Below are 19,815 nucleotides of genomic sequence, written 5' to 3'. Positions count from 1 at the left end.
CCTACGACTTTCTGGGGGCATAGAGTTTCGCGATCACCCTAGCCCCGACATTGATGACCGCGATGACCAGAATGAGGGTTAGCGCCGCACCCCACAACCGATCCGTGGGCACCGGGTTGACGCCCGCGCCCGCCGCTGTCTGGTCGTACATCATGCCGGGCAACGATCCCATGAATCCGTGGAAGATGTCGAAGTTCATCGACTGCGAATAACCGACGAGGATCAGCAGCGGCGCCGTCTCACCGAGCACCCTGGCCACCGCCAGCATTATTCCGGTGATGATGCCGGACAGCCCGGTGGGAATCACGACGCTGGCAATGGTTTTCCACTTCGGGATGCCCAGCGCATAGCTGGCCTCCCGCAGATCCACCGGCACGATCCGCAGCATCTCCTCGGTGGCCCGCACGATCACCGGCAGCATCATCAGGACCAACGCCAGCGACACCGCGAATTGTGAGCGGGGCAGTCCCAGCGTCGACACCCACACCGCGTAGATGAACAACGCTGCCACGATCGAGGGCACGCCGGACAGGATGTCGACCATGAACGAGGCCAGCCTGCCCAGTGGCGCGCTGCCCCCGTATTCGACCAGATAGATCGCCACCATGATGCCGATCGGCACCGAGATCAGGGCGCACACCAATCCCTGCAGCAGCGTTCCCACGATCGCGTGGTAGGCGCCACCGCCGGCGACGAACGCCGTCATGCCGGCCTGGGAATGCGTCCACCACGCGCTGGAGGCGATCACCTTGAGCCCCTTGGCGATTACGGACCACAGCACCAACAGCAACGGGATCACGGCGATCACCATCGCCAGCGTCACCAACACCGTCGCGGTGTTGTCTGCGACCCGGCGGCGCCGGCCGAGATCGGACAACGCCCGCGCCTTGAGCGGACGATCGAGCATCGAGGTCATCGGCGGCCCCTGCGGCTGCCGGCCCCGGCCGCGGCGCCGCGGGCCAGGGTGTCGACCAGGAAGGTGAGCACGAACAAGACGAGCCCCGCGGCGATGTAGGCGCCGGCCTCGTACCGGTCGTCGAATTCCGCTGCCGCGCCGGCGATCTTGGTCGCGAAGGTCGAGCCGCCGTCGAACAGCGACCACCCGAATGCCGCCTGGGTGCCGCGCAAGATGATCAGCAGCGCGACCGTCTCGCCCAGGGCGCGGCCCAGGCCCAGCATCGCGCCACTGACGTATCCGGATCGCCCGAAGGGCAGCACGGTCGTCTTGACCACTTCCCAACGGGTGGCGCCGAGGGCCAGTGCCGCCTCGATCTCCTCCTGCGGTGTCTGGACGAACACTTCCCGGGTGACCGCGGTGATGATCGGCAAAATCATCACCGCCAACACGATCCCGCCCGTGAAGATGGTGCCGCCGCCCGCCACCGACGCGTTGCCGGTGGCGAACAGGAAACACCAACCGAGGCTGTGATTCAGCCAGTTGGCGACCGGTCGCAGCTGCGGCGCCAGGACGTACAGGCCCCACACGCCGTAGACGATCGAGGGAACCGCGGCGAGCAGATCGACCGCGTAGGACAGCGGACCGGCGACCCGCCGAGGCGCGTACTGCGTGACGAACAGTGCGACGCCCAGGGCGACCGGCATGGCAAGGACCAGTGCGAACACCGAGACGAACAGGGTCACCTGCAGCAGATCGGGGATTCCGAAATGCATGGCCGACGTGTCCGTGGTGGCCCAGCTACCGCCGTAGGTGAAGAAGTTCTCGTGGTTGCGCTTCAAGGCTGGGATCGCGCGCAACAGCAAGAATCCGCCGATGGCGACGATCAGCACCACGATGAGGACGCCCGAACCCTTGGCGAGCCAACGGAATATCCGGTCCGCCATGCGCGGCTGAGCGCGTCCCCACGGGCTGATCGGCACGACGGGCGATTCCGGAAAGGGCGCAGCGACGACCGCACCCGAACCCGCTGCGGAAGGGTTCGGGACGGAAGACCCTGTCACTGTGATCCCGTCACAGTCGTGCTGTCGCTCATTGCGCCCACCGGTCACTGCATGGCGTTGATCGCGGTAACCAATCGCCCCTTGACCTTATCGGTCAGCGGGACATATCCGGCGGACGCGAGGCCCTCCTGCCCGTTGGTCGCCGCCACGCCGAGGAACGATTTGACCGCCGCGGAGGTACCCGGGTCGTAGCCCTTCGAGCAGACGATCTCGTAAGTGGCCAGCACCAGCGGGTACGCACCCGGCTGCTGGGCGGCGTACATCGGGTTCAGATCGAGCACCAGATCGTTGCCATCGGCCACGAAGCTGGCCGTCTGGATGGCCTTGTTGGCGGTGTCGCTGGTGAGCGGAACCACGCCGCTGCCGGTGTCGATCAGGGCGTACGGCAAACCGCCCTGGTCGGCAAACCCCTTCTCGACGTACCCGATGGCGCCCGGTGTGGACCGCACCGCCTGGATCACGCCGACCGACTTCGTGGCCCCTTCACCGACGCCGCCCTGGAACTCGGTGCCCACGCCGCGGGTCCAGCTCTGCGGCGCGGCGGCCGTCAAGTACTTCTGGACGTTATCCGTCGTTCCCGACGAGTCCGACCGGTAGATCGGCACCACGTTGGTAGCGGGCAGCGCCACGCCGGGATTGAGCGCCGCGAGTATCGGGTCGTTCCAGACCGTGATCCGGCCGCTGAAGATCTTGGCCAGGGCGTCACTGCTGAGGACCAGGTTCGAAACGCCGGGCAGGTTGTACACCAGCGCGACCGGGCCGAAGACGAGCGGCAGGTCCCAGGCCGGGTTTCCGTCACAGCGTTTGGCGGCCGGGCCGATCTGGTCGGCGACCAGCGGCGAATCCGTTCCGGCGAAGTCGACGTGGCCCGCGATGAACTGCTCGCGGCCGGCGCCCGATCCGGTCGGGTTGTACGACACGCCCTTGCCCGGGCAGTACTGCCCCCAGACCTGGTTGAACAGCGCCATCGCGTTCTGCTGAGCGGTCGACCCCTCCGCCGTCAACCCGTTCTTGCCGCCGCAGCCCGCCGTGCCGGTGGGCCCCGAGAGGGTGGTCGGCGAAGCGCCGCGGTGGTTGTCGTCGCTGTCGCAGGCGGTCAGGGCTTCAGCGCAAACGGCCAGCGCCAGCACGACCCCCGCCAGCGCCCTCCCCTGCCTGTCGAGCCTCACCGATCTCGCTTTCTGACGCATTCCGGGACGGCTGCGGGCGCCGCTGGCCGCTTCCCCAAGGAGGTTGCCAGTCACCGCGAAAATATGCGGCGACCAGACCCACAAAAGTCGGTAGAGATGAATGCAACGTGAACACTTCGCGTCCACACGGCTGGCGTCAGCCGGGCGGCGGCGCGTACGCGGTGTCGACGCTGTAGCTGGTGAACCCCAGGCGCTGGTAAGTCCGCACGGCGGCGACGTTGTCGGACTCCACGTAGAGCATCACGGTGGGTTCGGCCGAGCCGGACAGCCGGCCTGCCAGGTACTGAATTCCGGTGGCCGTCAGCGTCTGCCCCAGACGCCGGCCCTGCGCGGCGGGGTCGACGCCGACGACGTAGACCTCCCCGAGGCCCGGTCGGTCAAGGTGGACCTTGGTCCAGTGGAAGCCCAGCAGCCTGCCCGCCTGTTCGCCATCGGGGGCGCCGAACGCCAGGAACAAGCCGGCCGGGTCGAACCAGGGTTCACTGCGCCGCTCCGCCAAGTCGGCTTCGGTCCACCCGCCCTGTTCAGGGTGGTAGGCGAACGCGGCGTTGTTGACCCGCAACAGCTCGGCGTCGTCGGACGTGCCTTGGTAGGTACGGATCTGCACCCCGGGAGCGGGCGGCACCGGGTCGCCGGCGTCGCGCAGCGATCGTCGCATCTGGACCAGCTCGCGGACCGCGACGAGGCCGAGTGCCGCTGCGGTCGCCCGGGCCGGCTCCAGGGTGCCGTGCGCCCAGAACTGGTTGCGCCCGGCGGTCTTGGCCACCGCCGCGCGCCCCATCGCCGCACCGATACCGCGCCGGCGTGCCTGCGGGTGTACAACCATTTCGGCCATGCCCGCGCCGCCGTCGCGGGGCGGGCTGAGATTCAGATAGCCGTCGATCGGGCCCGGTTGGCCGCGGGTGACCAGCAGGTGCTCGGTGCGGCCGTGCCCGAGTTCGCGCAACACCTGTTCGCCCACCGGCGCCACGCCGTCGAAATCGGTTGCCGCCGAGACGAGTTCGCGCACCCTCCGCTGCTCATCGGCGGTCAGAGTGGAGCGCCACTCCGGCGAATTCACTGACTGCGCAGCGGGTCGCCCAGCGGGTGTTGCAGCTCCTCGGCGTCGGCCTCGGCGTCGTCGACGGCATCGACATCATCGGGTCCGGACAACGGCGCGCGGCCGCGCGCCGGGCGGACGGCCTTGTAACCCACATTGCGCACCGTGCCGATCAAGGCCTCGTACTCCGGCCCGAGTTTGGCCCGAAGCCGACGCACGTGGACGTCGACGGTGCGGGTGCCGCCGAAGAAGTCGTAACCCCACACTTCGTGCAGCAGTTGCGCCCGGGTGAACACCCGGCCCGCGTGCTGGGCCAGGTACTTGAGCAACTCGAACTCTTTGTAGGTCAGATCGAGGGGGCGGCCCCGCAGCCGCGCGGTGTAGGTGCCCTCATCGATCACGAGCTCGCCGAGGCTGACCTTGCCGGCACTCTCCTGGTCGGCCAGCCCGCCGCGGCGGCCGACCACCAGCCGCAGCCGCGCGTCGATCTCGGCGGGCCCGGTACTGGGCAGCAGGATCTCGTCGAGTCCCCAGTCGGCGCTGACGGCGACCAGGCCGCCTTCGCTCACCACCGCCAGGACGGGGACCGACCGGCCCGCCGTGCTCAGCAGCCGGCACAGACCGCGCGCCGACGACAGGTCGGTGCGCGCGTCGACGAGCACGGCGTCCGCGGTTCCGGCCTCCAGCAATGAGGAGGGTTCTGGCGGCGCCGTCCGAATGGTGTGGGGAAGCAGAGATAACGACGGCAGCACCGGATCGGGATGCAGCTCCGAGGTCAGCAGTAAAAGCTCCAAAAAGCCCCTCCAAATCGTGGGAAAGGCGTCTCCCAATTTCGATAACGCCACGACGCGTTGGTTGCCAGGTCATCTAACGATAACGTGCCACCTGCCATTTTGGTGCAGGGTATACGCCACTGTGAGGCCCGCCACCGGACGGTCCGCGGCACGGCGGCCATCGTATTACGCGACAATATGCGCATGCGCAAGGTGCTGATCGGCGTCGGGGCGACGGCCGTCGCCGTGGCCGTGATCGTGATCGGCGCCGTCGGCGTCGACTACGGAACCAGCATCTACGCCGAATACCGGCTGTCCAGCAGCGTGCGCAGGGTGGCGAATTTGGGGTCCGACCCGTTCGTCGCCATCGTGGCATTTCCCTTCATCCCGCAGGCGCTGCGGCGGCACTACAGCCAGGTGGAGATCAAGGCCAACGCGATCGATCACGCGATGGTAGGAAAGGCCACCCTCGAGGCCACCATGTATTCGGTCGACCTGAGCTATGCGTCGTGGCTGATCAGGCCCGACGCGAAGCTGCCGGTGGGCAGGCTGGAGAGCCGCATCATCGTCGACTCGATCCACCTGGGCCGCTACATGGGCATAACCGACCTGATGGTCGAGGCGCCGCCCAGGGAGACGAACACCGCCACCGGGGGCGTCACCGCCTCGGGCATCTCCGACAGCCACGGCCTGGTGTTCAGCGGCACCCCCAAATCGGCGGACTTCGACCACCGGGTCAGCGTCTCGGTCGACCTGTCCATCGCCCCCGACGACCCCGCGACGCTGGTGGTCACCCCCACCGGCGTCCTCACCGGGCCCGACACCGCCAACCAAACCGTTCCGGACGCCAAGCGGGACGCCGTCCTGCGCGCCTTCAGCACCAGGCTGCCCAATCAGCGGCTCCCGTTCGGCGTGGCGCCGACCACGGAGGGCGCTCGCGGCTCCGACATCATCATCGAAGGAGTCACCCAGGGAGTAACCCTGACGCTCGAGGGGTTTAAGCAGTCATGATGACCGTCGTTGTCGCGATCGTGGCGGCCTTGCTCGTCGCAAGCCTCGGCGGATGGTTGTTTACGCGCCGCTCCGGACACGTCCGCGAGGTCGCCTCTGCTCAAAGCGCCGAGCCCGACACAGCGGACCTGGGCCTTTCCCGCAGCGGGCCCACCATCGTGCATTTCAGCGCCGCGTGGTGCGGGCCCTGTGATCGGGTCCGCCGGGTGGTGCATCAGGTTTGCGAGGACATGGGCGAGGTGGCGCACCTCGAGATCGACCTGGACGCCGATCCGGCGAAGGCCCGTCGGTTTTCAGTGCTGTCCCTGCCCACCACGCTGATCTTCGATGCCGACGGGCAGCAGCGATACCGGGCCTCCGGCGTGCCCAAGGCCGCCGACCTGCGCTCGGTGCTGCAGCCGCTGTTGGCTTGAGCGCCAGGTCATTGGGTAAGCTTGCCGACGTGTCAGCCCGCCTTGAGCCCATGCTCACCACGCGCCGCACAGTCGATCTGTGCCGCATCGCGGGTTGTTGTTGTCGCTGTAGCTGCTGAGTAGCGGCGCCCCCGCGCGCACTCGGAGCAGCTTCGGACCCCCACCGAGGCTTTCCAAGGCGTGCCTCCCCCGATTTCCGCGCAACAAGATTTCTAGGAGTAATAGCGTGCCGAGCAGCAACACCGCGGTCGAGCCGGACCGCGTCGACGTACGCGGACCCCGGTTCGCCGCCTGGGTCACCACCGCGGTCCTGGTCGCCGCCCTCGTCGTTTCGGCCGCCAGCCCCCTGGCGGCCGCGGTCATTCTGGCGGTGCAGGCCGTGATCTTCGCGATCGGCGCCGTCGGCGGCCCGCGCCGGCATCCCTATGGGCGGGTGTTCGCCACCGTCGTGGCGCCCCGGCTGGGGCCGGTCACCGAACGCGAACCGGTCGCGCCACTGAAGTTCGCCCAACTCGTCGGCTTGATCTTCGCGGTCGTCGGGGCGGCGGGATTCGCCGCCGGCGCCTTCCTGGTCGGCGTCATCGCCACCGCGTTCGCGCTGGTTGCCGCGTTCCTGAACGCCGCCTTCGGCATCTGCCTGGGCTGCCAGCTCTACCCGCTGGTCGCGCGCCTGCGGCCGACCCCCTCCTAGCCCCGTTCGTCAGCAGCAACCGAAAGGAATCCATCCATGGCACGCTCCGACGTCCTGGTCTCCGCAGACTGGGCCCAGAGCAATCTCGACGCCGAGAACGTCGTCTTCGTGGAAGTGGACGAGGACACCAGCGCGTACGACACCGGCCACATCCCGGGAGCGGTCAGGCTGGACTGGCGCACCGATTTACAGGACCCGGTCAAACGTGACTTCGTCGACGCGCAGCAATTCTCGAAGCTGCTGTCCGACCGCGGCATCGCCAACGACGACACCGTGATCCTCTATGGCGGTAACAACAACTGGTTCGCCGCCTACGCCTACTGGTATTTCAAGCTCTACGGTCACGAGAAGGTCAAGCTGCTCGACGGCGGCCGCAAGAAGTGGGAGCTCGACCGGCGCCCGCTGTCCACCGACACGGTCAACCGGCCGGCGACGTCATACACCGCGGCCCCGCCGGACAACACCATCCGGGCCTTCCGCGACGAGGTCATCGCGGCCATCAACGTCAAGAACCTCGTCGACGTGCGCTCACCCGACGAGTTCTCGGGCAAGATCCTCGCGCCGGCGCACCTGCCCCAGGAGCAAAGCCAGCGGCCGGGCCACGTCCCGGGCGCGATCAACGTCCCGTGGAGCAAGGCCGCCAACGAGGACGGCACCTTCAAGTCCGACGAGGAGCTGGCCAAGCTGTACGGCGACGCCGGCCTGGATGGAACGAAGGAAACCATCGCGTACTGCCGAATCGGGGAACGCTCGTCGCACACCTGGTTCGTGCTGCGGGAATTACTCGGCCATAAAAACGTCAAGAACTACGACGGCAGTTGGACGGAATACGGCTCCCTGGTGGGTGCCCCGATCGAGTTGGGAAGCTGATATGTGCTCTGGACCGAAGCAAGGACTGACGTTGCCCGCCAGCGTCGATCTGGAGAAGGAAACGGTCATCACCGGACGGGTCGTGGACGGCGACGGTCAGGCGGTGGGTGGCGCATTCGTCCGCCTGCTGGACTCGTCGGACGAGTTCACTGCCGAGGTGGTCGCGTCGGCCACCGGTGACTTCCGGTTCTTCGCCGCACCGGGGTCGTGGACGCTGCGCGCGCTGTCCCCCGTCGGCAACGGCGACGCCGTGGTCGCGCCGTCGGGTGCCGGCATTCACGAGGTCGACGTCAAGATCGCCTGACGGGCCGGCCGGTCCCCGGGCATCCGCGGGACGAATAGACTCGTCCCCGTGGTGCTCTTCTTCGAGATCATGCTGGTCGTCGCAGTCGTGGTCATCTCATGGTTCGCGCTGTACACCCTCTACCGGCTCATCACTGACGAGTCGTGACCCGCGCCGGCGACGATGCAGCGCGCAGCGACGGTGAGGAGCGGCGCGGTTGACCTCCGAAGACCCTGACGGCCCAGTCGTTTCCGGCGGCTCGGGCGACCGCGCCGTCGCGGCCGCCGCCGAACGCGCCAAGGTGACCGCGGCCCGCAACATCCCCGGCTTCGACGACCTGCCGGTGCCCGCCGACACCGCCAATCTGCGCCAAGGGGCGAACCTCAACGACGCGCTGCTGGCGCTGCTGCCGCTGGTCGGGGTGTGGCGCGGCGAGGGCGAGGGCCGCGGACCCGACGGGGATTACCGGTTCGGCCAGCAGATCGTGGTCTCGCACGACGGCGGCGACTATCTGAATTGGGAAGCTCGCTCCTGGCGGCTCGACGAGGCGGGCGGGTATCGCGAACCGGGCCTGCGCGAGACGGGCTTCTGGCGCTTCGTCAGCGATCCCGACGACGATCCCACCGAGTCGCAGGCGATCGAGTTGTTGTTGGCCCATTCGGCCGGGTACATCGAGTTGTTCTACGGGCGGCCCCGCACGCAGTCGTCGTGGGAGCTGGTGACCGACGCGCTGGCCCGCAGCCGGTCGGGGCTGCTGGTCGGTGGCGCCAAGCGGCTGTACGGCATCGTCGAAGGCGGCGACCTGGCCTATGTCGAGGAGCGGGTGGACGCCGACGGCGGCCTGGTGCCTCATCTTTCGGCGCGGCTGTCGCGGTTCGCCGGATAGTCACCGCCAAGCGCACGCGCCAAGATAACCTCACCGCGACGACGCTCGGGTGAGGGAGGTCGGCCGATGGGTACACTCCGGCAAGTAATTCGCTGGGTCGTGTCCGGGGTTGGCCTGCTGCTGGTCGGGTACCTGGCCGCGCTGGCGTTGGTCCCCTCGATCCTCGACGCGCTGCCCGACTGGCTGCGATGGTTCGGGCGTCCGGGATCGATGCCGACGCTCGCCATCGTCATCGCCGTGCTGATCGCGGCGTGCGTGTTGAGCTTCCGGTCGAGCACCAGCCACCGGGTGGTGGGCGTCTCCTTCACCGTGATCGCCGTCCTCGTCGCGATGGGCGCCGTGCTGGGCCTCAGCTCGTACTGGGGGTGTCACGACCCCAACCATCCCGCCTTCTTCACCCCGCTGATGGCCACGGCCCAGTTGGTCAAGGGCAGCACCAGTGACTTCTCGCTGAGCGGGCGCACCTGCCCGAGCCCCACCCCGGTCGGGCTGGAACTCGCGCGCATCGTGGCGCTGGCGGCGATCTTCACCGGCCTGGGTGGGATCGCGGTCGGGGCCTTCCGGTCCCAGGTGGACCGCTTGCGCGCCAACCTCGCCGAGCACGTCGCCGCGATCGTCGGCATCGACGACGACAGCCAGTCGATGATCAGCGCGGTCGCGCGCACACTGGACCGGCGCACCACCTTGGTCGTCATCACCAATGCCGGTGACGACCGCGTCCAGCGGGCCCGCAGGCAAGGCGCCCGGGTGGTGCTGGTGGACTTCAACAGGCCCGCCACCCTGGTGTCACTGCGGCTGTGGCGACACCTTTCCCGGTTGTACTTGGTGGCGCGCGACCCGGCGACCAACCTGTTGTGGCTCGACCAGATCAGCCGCCGACTAGCGGAGCTGGACCACAAGCAGCGGTTGCCCCTCATCGTGCGCATCGACGACCCCTGGTTGGCCAAGGCTTGGCGGGCCCAGCAGTTCGGCGGGTCCGACACCCGGTGGGCCGCCGACGTCGTCGGCAAGTATGAGGTGACCGCCGGCCGGCTGCTCGACGGCATCATCGCGACCGGCCGGACAAAACGTGTATTCGTCTGCGGTACTTCGCAATTGACGCTCGCCATTTGCGCGGACCTGACCCGCCGCGCCCTGGAACGCGACTTCTTCACCCCGCCCGGAGCATCGCCGTTGCCCGCGCTCACCCTCGTCGAACGGGACGCCGAAGAGTACGTGCGCGACCACGAGTTCTACCGCCAGCAAGCGGGATTCCTGTCGGAGGGGCCGACGATCGATGCGGTGCCGGAGGCGCCGACGGTGCCCATGATGCTCCGATTGCTCGGCGATGCCGAGCCGGCCGCGAGCGCGGTGATCTTGGTGGACACCCTGGCCGCGACGATCGGCACCCGGCTGGCCGCCCGCTTTCCCGACATGCCGGTGTTCGTTTCGGATCTCAACACCAACATCGCCGACGACGCCATCCAGGTCGTCGGCTCGCTGCAGTCCTACTCCCTGGTGCTGGACACCCGCGAGGGCTTGATTCAGGACGCGTGGGAACGCGCGGCGAGGCTGATTCACGAGCGCTACGTCGCCACCATCGACCCCCAGGCGCCGCGTTCCCCGGCGGCGATGCCGTGGGACGAGCTCAGTGAGTTCTATCGCGGTTCGAACAGACGTCAGGTGCGCAACGCGCTGTGGATGGTCGAACAGATCGCGGGTCACACGTGGAACACCTGGGGCACCCCGCCGGCCCAGTTGTCCGGCCGCGACATGGCCGATTCGCCACCCCTGGAACAACTTGCCCTGATGGGCTTCGACCACCCCTCGGCCATGAGCATGGCGCGGGCGGAACACGAGGACTGGTGCCGCTACTACCGGCGCAACGGCTGGAAGTACGGGCCCAATCGCGACGACTCGCGCAAGATCCACGACAAGCTGGTCGACTGGTCGGTGGTGGAAAGCAAGCCGGAGCTACTCACCGCGGCCGTGCGCAGCCTGGCCGCGACGCTGTGGAGCCTGCGGCAACTCGGCTACCGGTCGCGCCCACTGTGGCAGAGCTTCACTCGGTCGGGGACGGTGACGGCGGAGCAACGAAGCACGCCGTGGACCTGGACGTCGGACTCGGGGCACACCATGCGTGCGGATGCGGGCGATTGGGCGGTGCAGGACGACGGAAAGGTGTGGTCGGTGCGTGACGACATCTTCCGGGACACCTACGAACCCGCCGGCGACGGCCGATGGCGGCGCAAGGGCAGGGTTTTGGCGCGACCGGCTCAAGCCGGTGAGACGGTCAACACCTTGGAGGGCGCCGCCACGGCGGCCGAGGGCGATTGGATTGTGCGGGGATCCAACGGCGAGCAATGGCCGGTTCCCGGTGAGGAGTTCGCGCGCCGTTACACCGAAGTGCCGGATGCCCCCGCGCCAAAATGACAGTGAATATTTGCGCATCCCTGTAGGGCCCAACACTGATACGGTATCGGCGCATGCGAAATCGCCGCATGCAGGCTTTCGCCCCAGTCGTTCGCTCCGCCTCACGCTAGGAGACAGCGATGCCGCTGTTCATCAGCTACTCGAGCCAGGACAGGTCGACAGTCGACGCTCTGACTTCCGCCCTCCGGCGCGCCCAACAACAGGTTTGGTTCGACCAGGAACTGGGCGGCGGGGACTCGTGGTGGAACACGATCCTCGAGCAGATCCGCTCCTGCGACGTGTTCGTCGTTGCGCTGTCGAACAACTGGTTGCAGTCAAAGCCCAGTCAGTCCGAGCTGCGCTACGCGCAGGCCCTCAACCGGCCGATCCTGCCGGTGCGGATCGGCGACATCGACAGCATGCGCGTGAATCCGCTTGCCGCGTTGCAGATCATCGACTACCGGAACCCCACGGTCGACGCCGGCATCCAATTGGTCACCGCGGTGCACTCGCTGCAGGCCAAACCCCAGCCATTGCCCGACCCGCTGCCCGAGGAGCCCCCGGTGCCCTTCGGCTACATAACGCGATTGGGCAACACCCTGGCCGAAAAGGAGCTCAGCCCCCAGCAGCAGCTACAACTGTTGGTCGAGCTACGGCAAGGGTTCGACGAGGACGGCGACGATCCCAGCGCTCGGGGCGACATCGCCCAGCTGCTGCGGATGCTGCGACTGCGGCACGATGTCACCTACCGCACCCGAACCGAAATCGACAACGTGCTGGCTGAAATCGAGGCTAAAGACGGGGCGCCCGCGTCGGATACCGACGCGTCGCCCCCGGCGACCCAGGCCGGCACCGGTCCCCAGCCCGTCAGCGCGGAGCCGGCCCCGCCGACAACCGCCGCGGTCGGCAGCGGCGCGGCCAAGGGTGGCGGGGCCAACACCCGGCTGATCGTCATCGGTGCCGCCGCCGTGGTGGTGGTTGCCATCATCGCGGTCGTGGTGGTGCTCATGAGTCAGGGCGGCAAAAGCAAACCCGCCGCCAAGCCGGCACCCAGCCCGAATTCCGCTGCCGTCCCCAATTCCCCGGCGAATTCCAATTTCAGCGGGAATGCGACAAAGCTGGATTCGTTCCTATTGGGCCCGCTCGAAGTGGGCCCCATTGTCGCCGACCCCAACATGGTCGTCTCCGAAAAAACCAACGGGATGCGCAATCCCAAGTGGACGCTGTCCAACCCGGACTGCATCGGCGCCTACGAACCCATCGCCGACGCCGCCTACAAGGACAGCGGGTACATCGCGGTGGCCGCCCAGGCCGTGCACACGGCCGGCGAAGAGCCGTCCCACCGCGTCTTCGAATCCGTGGTGGCCTTCCCGTCGGCCGATAAGGCAAGCGCGTTCGTGCAGACGTCCGCGGACAAGTGGAGGGCCTGCGCGGGACAGGCGGTCACGCTGACCTACAACGGTCGGGCAGAAGGATGGAAGTTCGCGGAGCTCGCGGGCGACCCGCCCCGGATCGCGCAAGGGCGAACGCAAACGGAAGGCACCAGGATCTGCCACCACGCGCTGCGCGCCGTCTCCGATGTGGTGATCGACGTGCTGGTGTGCGGACCGGACGCCGAGACCGGTCAAGCCGGCCGGGTCGCCGAGCAGATCTCGGCAAGGATCGCGCAATAACGTGCCCGGACATGGAGCGGCCCCCGAGCAAAACTCCTGGTTGGACTGACCGGAAACTCGGGGGCCGGGTGGCTACGGGGAATTCGCCAGCGCGCGTTGATCGCTAGCTCTTCCGAGCCAATGCAGCTAGCGCGTAGCCACCTCACATGTCCATGAAGCTATCAATTTCGCGGACCACCTCCTTTCCTGTGTACGGCCGACCGTACCCGGCATTGCGCGAGCCGACAACAGAATTCAGCGCTCAGCGATCGCTGACGATGGCCGCGTCGACCAGTTCGGCGAATTCGGTGGCGATCGGAGATCGAAGCAGTCGACGTCCGTCGAGCGTGTGCACCCGAGCCGCCAGGGTCATGCTCGACACGAGCCAAATGCCTTGGGCGGCATGCAAATCCGCGGCCCGCAGCGCGCGGTAGTCGCAGTCGTAGCCCTTGGCGCGCGCCACCTCGAAGAGCGCCTGTTGCGTGGTGCCGCGCAGGATCGGATACCAGGGCGGCGGAGTCAGCAGGCACGGATTCCCGTCCGCGCCCGGCTCGGCGGCGATGACGACCGTCGAGCGTGGGCCCTCCAGGATGTAGCCGTCTGAGCTGACGAAGATGACGTCGCCGGCGCCCTGCCGGGCGGCGTGCCGCAGGGCGGCCATGTTGACCGCATACGACAGCGTCTTGGCGCCGGCCAACAGCCACGGCATGGAGTCGGCGCCCCTGGCCGGCAGCCCGCGATCCAGCGTGATCGCGGCGAGCCCGTCGCGGCGAACCGCGGTCACCCTTTCCGGGACGGGGTTGACCATCACGTAGGCGGTCGGCGCCGAACCGCCCTCGCGGCCACGCGTGTAGATCAGGCGCATCGCGCCCTCGTCGGAGGTGCCCGCGGCCCACCGCCGCGCGGCCTCCTCGATGGCATTTCGCCACACGGCGAGGTCCGGCGCGGGCAGGTCCATCATCTTGGCGGACTGCGTCAGGCGCTGCAGATGGGAGCCGACCAGGCAGGCACGCCCGTCGCGCACCAGGAGCGTCTCGAAGATCCCGTCGCCCCGAACGGCCGCCAGGTCGTCGGCGTGCAACAGCGGCGCGCCAGGCGGATGGGCCTCGCCGTCCAGCGTGAGGATCACACCCGTCTGGTCGGCCATGGAGCGTAGCCTAGCCGCGAGCGTGCGGCTGGCCGCACAGTCGCGGTCGAGCGTGCGGCTGGCCGCACACTCGGCGGAGCGCCCGTCCGTAGAGTTGAGTGCGTGAATCCCGTCCCCGCGCCCGATCCCGGACCCGACGCCGGCGCGGTCTGGCATTACGGCGATCCGTTGGGCGAGCAGCGGGCGGCCGAGACCGACGCGGTGTTGGTCGACCGCTCGCACCGCGCGGTCCTCACCCTGACCGGAAAAGACCGGCAGACCTGGCTGCACACCATCTCCAGCCAGCACGTCAGCGAACTGCCCGAGGGCGCGAGCACGCAAAATCTCAGCCTCGACGGCCAGGGCCGCGTCGAGGACCACTGGATTCAGACGGAGCTGGGCGGCACGACCTACCTCGACACTGAACCGTGGCGTGGTGAGCCGCTGCTGGAATACCTGCGCAAGATGGTGTTCTGGTCCGAGGTCACTCCGAGCGGTGCGGATCTGGCGGTGTTGTCACTGCTGGGTCCGCGACTCGCCGACCCTTCAGTGCTCGACGCGCTGGGCCTGGACGCTTTGCCCGCCGAGCTGACCGCGGTTCCGGTCGCCGGCGGCGGCTTCGCGCGGCGGATGCCCGGCTCCCCGGCCGGCCAGATCGAACTGGATCTGCTGGTTCCGCGCGGCGAGGCGGCCGGCTGGCGGGAGCGCCTGGCGGCGGCCGGCGTGCGCGCCGCCGGGGTGTGGGCCTACGAGGCCCACCGGGTGGCGGCGCTGCGGCCGCGACTCGGCGTCGACACCGACGAGCGCACGATCCCGCACGAGGTGGGGTGGATCGGTGGTCCCGGCGAGGGGGCCGTGCACCTGGACAAGGGCTGCTATCGCGGCCAGGAGACCGTCGCGCGAGTGCACAACCTGGGCAAACCGCCGCGGATGCTGGTGTTGTTGCACCTCGACGGCTCGGTGGAGCGGCCCGCCACGGGAGACGCGGTGCTCGCCGGCGGTCGCTCCGTCGGACGGCTTGGAACCGTGGTCGACCACATCGACCTCGGGCCGGTGGCGCTGGCACTCGTAAAGCGCGGCCTGCCCGCGGACACCCAACTGACGACCGGCCAGCAAGGCGATGTCGCCGCGGCAATCGACGCCGATTCCCTGCCCGCCACCGAACACGTCGGCGCGGGACGGCGAGCCGTTGAACGGTTGCGGGGCGGTGCGAGATAATGCTCGATGAGGTCCGCCACAGCGGACAGGGGTCACCGACACCCGACCGTGAGGCACGGTAAACTGTCGGCAGGACAATAACGACACCAAGAGATCGGAGCCGCCTACTCGTTAGGCCGCTCCGTTATTGCGCGAGGGGGTTCCCCCATGGGCCGCGGCCGGGCTAAGGCAAAGCAGACCAAGGTTGCACGAGAACTCAAATACAGTTCTCCGCAGACCGATTTTCAGCGGCTACAGCAGGAGCTGTCGGGCACGACCGCCGACGAACCCGGCGACGACGGCCAAGACGAATCTTGGGACGACCCCGACGACTGGCGTCGCTGAACCTCTCGCCACCACTGTGCCGATGCGCTGAGCGTCGGCACAGTTTCTCTGTCAGAACCTCGGGTGTTGCCCGACCAGTGTGGCCCGCGGGCCGTCTTTTCCGCCTTTGCCGACGGTGCCCAGCACCCAGCAGTTCAGATGCCGGGCGGTCAGGATGGCCAGGGCGCGGTCTTGGTCTTCGGGAGCGACGACGGCGATCATGCCGACGCCCATGTTGAACGTCTTCTCCATCTCCTCACGCGCCACGCGGCCGCGCTGGGCGATCATGGCGAACACGGGCGCGGGCGTCCAGGTGCCGCGGTCGACCTCGGCGACCAGCCCGGGCGGGATGACGCGTTGCAGGTTGCCGGCGAGCCCGCCGCCGGTGACGTGGCAGAACGTCCGGACATGGGTTTCGGCGGTCAGGGCCAGGCAGTCTTTGGCGTAGATGCGGGTCGGTTCCAGCAGCTCTTCACCAAGGGTGCGGCCGAACTCCTCCACATAACCGGCCAGGTTCATCCGGTCGATCTCGAGCAGGACGCTGCGGGCCAGCGAGTACCCATTGGAGTGCAGGCCGGACGAGCCCATCGCGATGATGACGTCGCCGGGTTTGACGCGGTCGGCGCCAAGAACGTCGTCGGCCTCGACGACACCGACGCCGGTGGCCGAGATGTCGTAATGGTCGGGCTCCATCAGCCCGGGGTGTTCGGCGGTTTCCCCGCCCAGCAGCGCGCAGCCCGCGCGCACACAGCCCTCGGCGATGCCGCTGACGATTGCGCTGAGGCGTTCCGGGACGGTCCGGCCGACGGCGATGTAGTCCTGCAGGAAAAGCGGCTCGGCGCCGCACACCACGAGATCGTCGACCACCATGGCGACGAGGTCGAGGCCGACGGTGTCGTGCTTGTCCATCGCCTGGGCGACCGCCAGCTTGGTGCCGACGCCATCCGTAGAGGCCGCCAGGACCGGCTCGCGGTAGTCGCCGCGCAGGGCGAACAGCCCGGCGAATCCACCCAGCCCCCCGCGCACCTCGGGGCGGGTGGCCTTGGTGGCCAACGGCTTGAACAACGCGACGGCGCGCTCACCGGCTTCAATGTCCACCCCGGCCGCCGCGTAGGTGATGCCCTGGCTGCCCGGGTTTCGTCCGGGGCTCTTTCCGGGATCCGTCATCGCGATAAAGGCTACCGGGCGGCGCTGCGCGCCGGAATCACACGTCTTTGAAGCACCGGCTCAGCGCACGATCGGCACTTCATCGGGTGCCAGATCATCGAGCGCGGCTCCGCGCGCGGCGTTGGCGAGCATGTGCTCGATGACGTTCTTGCCGAGCGCGGATTCCTCGGGCAGTTCGATCGGGTACTTGCCGTCGAAGCAGGCGGTGCACAGCCGCGACGCCGGCTGCTCGGAGGCCGCGACCAGGCCGCGCAGCGAGATGTAACCCAGTGTGTCGGCGCCGATGGCGTGCCGCACCGCCTCGAGCATCTCCTCTTTGTCTTGCACGGCGTTGGCGATCAACTCAGCCGGCGACGGGAAGTCGATGCCGTAGAAGCACGGCCACTTCACCGGGGGCGACGCGATGCGCACGTGCACCTCCAGGGCGCCGGCCTCGCGCAGCATCCGCAACAGTGCCCGCTGGGTGTTGCCGCGCACGATCGAGTCGTCGACGACGATGAGCCGCTTGCCGCGGATCACCTCTTTGAGCGGGTTGAGCTTCAGCCGGATGCCGAGCTGGCGGATGGTCTGCGACGGCTGGATGAACGTGCGCCCGACGTAGGCGTTCTTCATCAGGCCCTGCCCATACGGGATGCCGGATTCCTGGGCGTATCCGACGGCGGCCGGGGTGCCCGATTCCGGCACGCCGATCACCAGGTCGGCCTCGACCGGGCATTCGCGGGCCAGCCGGCGGCCGATGTCCACCCGGGTGGCGTGCACCGAGCGGCCGGCGATCGTGCTGTCGGGCCGCGCGAGGTAGACGTATTCGAAGACGCAGCCCTTGGGCTCGGGGTTGGCGAACCGGGTGGAGCGCACGCCGTCGGCGTCGATGGCCAGCAGCTCGCCCGGCTCGATGTCGCGGACGAACGACGCGCCGACGATGTCGAGGGCGGCGGTTTCCGACGCCACCACCCAGCCGCGGTCGAGGCGTCCGAGCGAAAGCGGCCGCACCCCAAAGGGATCGCGGCACGCATACAACGTGTTTTCGTCCATGAACGTCAGGCAGAACGCCCCGCGCACCGTCGGCAGCAGCTCCAGCGCCGCCCGTTCCAATGTGGAGTCGGCGGCACCGTGGGCCAGCAGCGCGCCCAGGATGTCGGAGTCCGTCGTCGCGGGGGCCGGGTATCGGGTGCCCATCAAGCCCTCGTCGCGGGCGCGGGCGGCAAGTTCAGCGGTGTTGACCAGATTTCCGTTGTGCCCCAACGCAACCCCGGTGCCGGCCGCGGTGTTGCGGAACACCGGCTGGGCGTTCTCCCACGTGGTGTCGCCCGTGGTGGAGTAGCGGCAGTGCCCGATGGCGACGTGGCCCTGCATCGCCGCCAGCGTCTGCTCGTCGAACACCTGGCTTACCAGGCCGAGGTCCTTGAAGACCAGCACCTGGGATCCGTCGGCGACGGCGATACCCGCGGCTTCCTGCCCGCGATGCTGCAGCGCGTACAGGCCGTAGTAGGTGAGTTTGGCGACGTCCTCGCCCGGGGCCCAGACCCCGAAGACGCCGCACTCTTCACGGGGGGAGTTCAAGTCCTGCTCGGATGCTTCTACTCCAGCGACGGTCACGGTTCGGCGGCTCCCTGGCGAACGATTGGTGACGTGTAGGAGTCTACGGGCACCACGGGCTCCCCGACGAATCCGACCGGCGTGTTGGGCGGCGAAAATCCCAATTCATAACTCTAAACCTGCAGTTCAGGGTTGTATTCAGCTGACACCGAACAGCGGCAACCAGTGGCCAATTTCACCCGCCCGCGAGCCGGACAGCGTCACGCCCCCGGTGGCTTTCGCCTCGTCCAGCGGCAAAAGGCCGGTCGCCAGCCGCAGCCAGGTCCGCGGATCGGTCTCCACGACGTTCGGCGGCGTGCCGCGGGTGTGCCGGGGTCCGGCGATGCACTGGACGGCCGCGAACGGCGGGATCCGGACCTCGACGCTGGCGCCCGGCGCCACCGCGGCGAGTGTCCGCGCGGTGAGCCGCACCGCGGCCGCCAGGGCGTTGCGGTCGGGGGCCGGACGGGACTCGTCGCGCAGCCAGTCCAGCACGGCCAGCACCGCCTGCCGGGCCTGGGCCGGGTCTGCGCTTTGACGGGCGGGCATACCTCAGCGTCGCACGGCCACCGCGGCGATCGCACCGGCCTCGTTGACGGCCAGGTGGGTCAGCATCGGCGCGGCGAGGCTGCCGGATCGGTCGGCCAGCCAGCCGAACGCCCAGCCGGCGATCCCGGTCACCAGCACGGTGGCCACCACCGGCGCACCCGTTGCTCGCGCGTCCGGGATGTGCGAGAGCCCAAAAGTGGTGGCCTGCAACAACCTTCCGCCACGCCGGCCGAACGCGCGGGAGCCCACAGCGGCCAGCGCGGCGCGGAACGCGGCCTCTTCGGCCCAGACGGTGCCGACGGGAATGTTCAGCAGCAGCCAACCCGGCACGGAGACCGGCAAATCGCGGGCCGCCATCGAGGCCCGCACCATGGGCAGCGCGGTCGTCGCGGCGATCGCGCCCGCCGCGGCCGCCCCGGCGGCCGAGCCGAGCCGCATCCCCGCCCCCAGCCGCGGCGGGCGCAGGCCCGGCGACGCGCGGGTCACCGCCACCAGCAGCAAGCCCATGCCGGCCTGCAGGGTGACGCGCCACGCCGAGGGCAGCCGCGGGGTGAGGAAGCTCCAGCCGACCAGCGCCGCCGCCAGCGACAGCGCCCGAACCTGACCTAGCCGAAGAATCGCGGCAGCACCGCCTCGGACGTCGCGCGCAGTTCCGCCAGCGACACGGTGAACAGGCCCTGGATCTCGACGGCGTCCGAGGCCTGATCGACGACGCCGAT

Annotated in this window: 22 protein-coding genes; 11 read left to right on the top strand and 11 right to left on the bottom strand. The window is 68.7% G+C overall.

Features of this window, described 5'->3' with window-relative positions; translation table 11 throughout:
- Position 1: 1 nt before the first annotated feature.
- From pstA to A5706_RS19005, 5 genes are all read right to left on the bottom strand, one after another.
- Positions 2-916 (bottom strand): phosphate ABC transporter permease PstA, encoded by a 915-nt coding sequence (gene pstA, locus A5706_RS19025; RefSeq protein WP_068133687.1) that lies wholly within the window; start codon positions 914-916, stop codon positions 2-4.
- Positions 913-1,959: a phosphate ABC transporter permease subunit PstC gene (pstC, locus tag A5706_RS19020; RefSeq protein WP_068133708.1), complete on the bottom strand. Its 1,047-nt coding sequence runs from the start codon at positions 1,957-1,959 to the stop codon at positions 913-915. The genes pstA and pstC overlap by 4 nt, the downstream gene beginning before the upstream one ends.
- A 44-nt stretch (positions 1,960-2,003) precedes the next feature.
- Entirely contained in the window at positions 2,004-3,128 is a 1,125-nt protein-coding gene (gene pstS / locus A5706_RS19015) for a phosphate ABC transporter substrate-binding protein PstS (RefSeq protein ID WP_082964489.1), read from the bottom strand.
- 157 nt (positions 3,129-3,285) lie between these two features.
- Complete coding sequence (mshD, locus tag A5706_RS19010; protein ID WP_068133681.1) at positions 3,286-4,209, bottom strand: mycothiol synthase; 924 nt, start codon at positions 4,207-4,209, stop codon at positions 3,286-3,288.
- The gene (locus A5706_RS19005) at positions 4,206-4,982 is read right to left on the bottom strand and encodes a response regulator transcription factor (protein WP_068133678.1); all 777 of its coding nucleotides are present in this window, start codon (positions 4,980-4,982) and stop codon (positions 4,206-4,208) included. The genes mshD and A5706_RS19005 overlap by 4 nt, the downstream gene beginning before the upstream one ends.
- A 177-nt stretch (positions 4,983-5,159) precedes the next feature.
- On the opposite strand from A5706_RS19005, the gene lmeA reads away from it, so the two are divergent.
- The 9 genes from lmeA (at position 5,160) to A5706_RS18965 (ending at position 13,179) form a co-directional block, all read left to right on the top strand.
- Positions 5,160-5,972, top strand: coding sequence for a mannan chain length control protein LmeA (gene lmeA, locus A5706_RS19000; RefSeq protein WP_068133676.1), 813 nt, complete (start codon positions 5,160-5,162; stop codon positions 5,970-5,972).
- Entirely contained in the window at positions 5,969-6,385 is a 417-nt protein-coding gene (locus tag A5706_RS18995) for a thioredoxin family protein (protein WP_068133673.1), read from the top strand. The genes lmeA and A5706_RS18995 overlap by 4 nt, the downstream gene beginning before the upstream one ends.
- A gap of 29 nt (positions 6,386-6,414) precedes the next feature.
- Entirely contained in the window at positions 6,415-6,504 is a 90-nt protein-coding gene (locus tag A5706_RS35310) for an Ms5788A family Cys-rich leader peptide (protein ID WP_369831905.1), read from the top strand.
- Between the two features lie 107 nt (positions 6,505-6,611).
- The gene (locus tag A5706_RS18990; RefSeq protein WP_068133670.1) at positions 6,612-7,076 is read left to right on the top strand and encodes a DUF4395 domain-containing protein; all 465 of its coding nucleotides are present in this window, start codon (positions 6,612-6,614) and stop codon (positions 7,074-7,076) included.
- A 36-nt stretch (positions 7,077-7,112) separates the two neighbouring features.
- Positions 7,113-7,946, top strand: coding sequence for a sulfurtransferase (locus A5706_RS18985; RefSeq protein ID WP_068133667.1), 834 nt, complete (start codon positions 7,113-7,115; stop codon positions 7,944-7,946).
- A gap of 1 nt (position 7,947) precedes the next feature.
- A complete protein-coding gene (locus tag A5706_RS18980; protein ID WP_068133665.1) occupies positions 7,948-8,250 on the top strand; it encodes a DUF1416 domain-containing protein in 303 nt (100 codons plus the stop codon).
- A gap of 196 nt (positions 8,251-8,446) precedes the next feature.
- Positions 8,447-9,115: an FABP family protein gene (locus A5706_RS18975; protein WP_068133662.1), complete on the top strand. Its 669-nt coding sequence runs from the start codon at positions 8,447-8,449 to the stop codon at positions 9,113-9,115.
- A 66-nt stretch (positions 9,116-9,181) separates the two neighbouring features.
- On the top strand, positions 9,182-11,527 hold the full coding sequence (locus A5706_RS18970) for a RyR domain-containing protein (protein WP_068133660.1): 2,346 nt from the start codon (positions 9,182-9,184) through the stop codon (positions 11,525-11,527).
- A 119-nt stretch (positions 11,528-11,646) separates the two neighbouring features.
- Positions 11,647-13,179 (top strand): sensor domain-containing protein, encoded by a 1,533-nt coding sequence (locus A5706_RS18965; RefSeq protein WP_068133658.1) that lies wholly within the window; start codon positions 11,647-11,649, stop codon positions 13,177-13,179.
- Positions 13,180-13,420: 241 nt separating this feature from the next.
- On the opposite strand, the gene A5706_RS18960 is transcribed toward A5706_RS18965, so the two are convergent.
- Entirely contained in the window at positions 13,421-14,287 is an 867-nt protein-coding gene (locus tag A5706_RS18960; protein WP_156767223.1) for an aminodeoxychorismate lyase, read from the bottom strand.
- Positions 14,288-14,407: 120 nt separating this feature from the next.
- On the opposite strand from A5706_RS18960, the gene A5706_RS18955 reads away from it, so the two are divergent.
- Both A5706_RS18955 and A5706_RS32425 read left to right on the top strand, forming a co-directional pair.
- Complete coding sequence (locus A5706_RS18955; protein WP_068133654.1) at positions 14,408-15,502, top strand: folate-binding protein YgfZ; 1,095 nt, start codon at positions 14,408-14,410, stop codon at positions 15,500-15,502.
- Between the two features lie 147 nt (positions 15,503-15,649).
- The gene (locus A5706_RS32425; RefSeq protein ID WP_082964488.1) at positions 15,650-15,826 is read left to right on the top strand and encodes a DUF3073 domain-containing protein; all 177 of its coding nucleotides are present in this window, start codon (positions 15,650-15,652) and stop codon (positions 15,824-15,826) included.
- Positions 15,827-15,877: 51 nt separating this feature from the next.
- Here A5706_RS32425 and purM read toward each other — a convergent pair whose 3' ends face one another.
- The 5 genes from purM to A5706_RS35305 all read right to left on the bottom strand — a co-directional run.
- Positions 15,878-16,972 (bottom strand): phosphoribosylformylglycinamidine cyclo-ligase, encoded by a 1,095-nt coding sequence (gene purM / locus A5706_RS18950; RefSeq protein ID WP_068133652.1) that lies wholly within the window; start codon positions 16,970-16,972, stop codon positions 15,878-15,880.
- 60 nt (positions 16,973-17,032) lie between these two features.
- A complete protein-coding gene (gene purF / locus A5706_RS18945; RefSeq protein WP_068133649.1) occupies positions 17,033-18,568 on the bottom strand; it encodes an amidophosphoribosyltransferase in 1,536 nt (511 codons plus the stop codon).
- Between the two features lie 138 nt (positions 18,569-18,706).
- A complete protein-coding gene (locus A5706_RS18940) occupies positions 18,707-19,096 on the bottom strand; it encodes a sterol carrier family protein (RefSeq protein WP_068133646.1) in 390 nt (129 codons plus the stop codon).
- A gap of 3 nt (positions 19,097-19,099) precedes the next feature.
- A complete protein-coding gene (locus tag A5706_RS18935; protein ID WP_231985353.1) occupies positions 19,100-19,714 on the bottom strand; it encodes a CPBP family intramembrane glutamic endopeptidase in 615 nt (204 codons plus the stop codon).
- A partial coding sequence (locus tag A5706_RS35305) for a hypothetical protein (RefSeq protein ID WP_369831908.1) occupies positions 19,702-19,815 on the bottom strand: 114 nt, incomplete at its 5' end. The genes A5706_RS18935 and A5706_RS35305, both read right to left, overlap by 13 nt.

The organism is Mycobacterium sp. E796, assembly GCF_001672815.1.
GTDB lineage: Bacteria > Actinomycetota > Actinomycetes > Mycobacteriales > Mycobacteriaceae > Mycobacterium.
The sequence above is the reverse complement of the archived record's forward strand: the minus strand, read 5'-3'. Positions and strand labels throughout refer to the sequence as shown.

Coding starts and splice junctions, on each gene's coding strand:
- pstA (WP_068133687.1), bottom strand. CDS start 916: ATGACCTCGATGCTCGATCGTCCGCTCAAGGCGCGGGCGTTGTCCGAT.
- lmeA (WP_068133676.1), top strand. CDS start 5,160: ATGCGCATGCGCAAGGTGCTGATCGGCGTCGGGGCGACGGCCGTCGCC.
- A5706_RS18995 (WP_068133673.1), top strand. CDS start 5,969: ATGATGACCGTCGTTGTCGCGATCGTGGCGGCCTTGCTCGTCGCAAGC.
- A5706_RS18985 (WP_068133667.1), top strand. CDS start 7,113: ATGGCACGCTCCGACGTCCTGGTCTCCGCAGACTGGGCCCAGAGCAAT.
- A5706_RS18980 (WP_068133665.1), top strand. CDS start 7,948: ATGTGCTCTGGACCGAAGCAAGGACTGACGTTGCCCGCCAGCGTCGAT.
- A5706_RS18970 (WP_068133660.1), top strand. CDS start 9,182: ATGGGTACACTCCGGCAAGTAATTCGCTGGGTCGTGTCCGGGGTTGGC.
- A5706_RS18965 (WP_068133658.1), top strand. CDS start 11,647: ATGCCGCTGTTCATCAGCTACTCGAGCCAGGACAGGTCGACAGTCGAC.
- A5706_RS32425 (WP_082964488.1), top strand. CDS start 15,650: ATGGGCCGCGGCCGGGCTAAGGCAAAGCAGACCAAGGTTGCACGAGAA.
- purM (WP_068133652.1), bottom strand. CDS start 16,972: ATGACGGATCCCGGAAAGAGCCCCGGACGAAACCCGGGCAGCCAGGGC.
- A5706_RS18940 (WP_068133646.1), bottom strand. CDS start 19,096: ATGCCCGCCCGTCAAAGCGCAGACCCGGCCCAGGCCCGGCAGGCGGTG.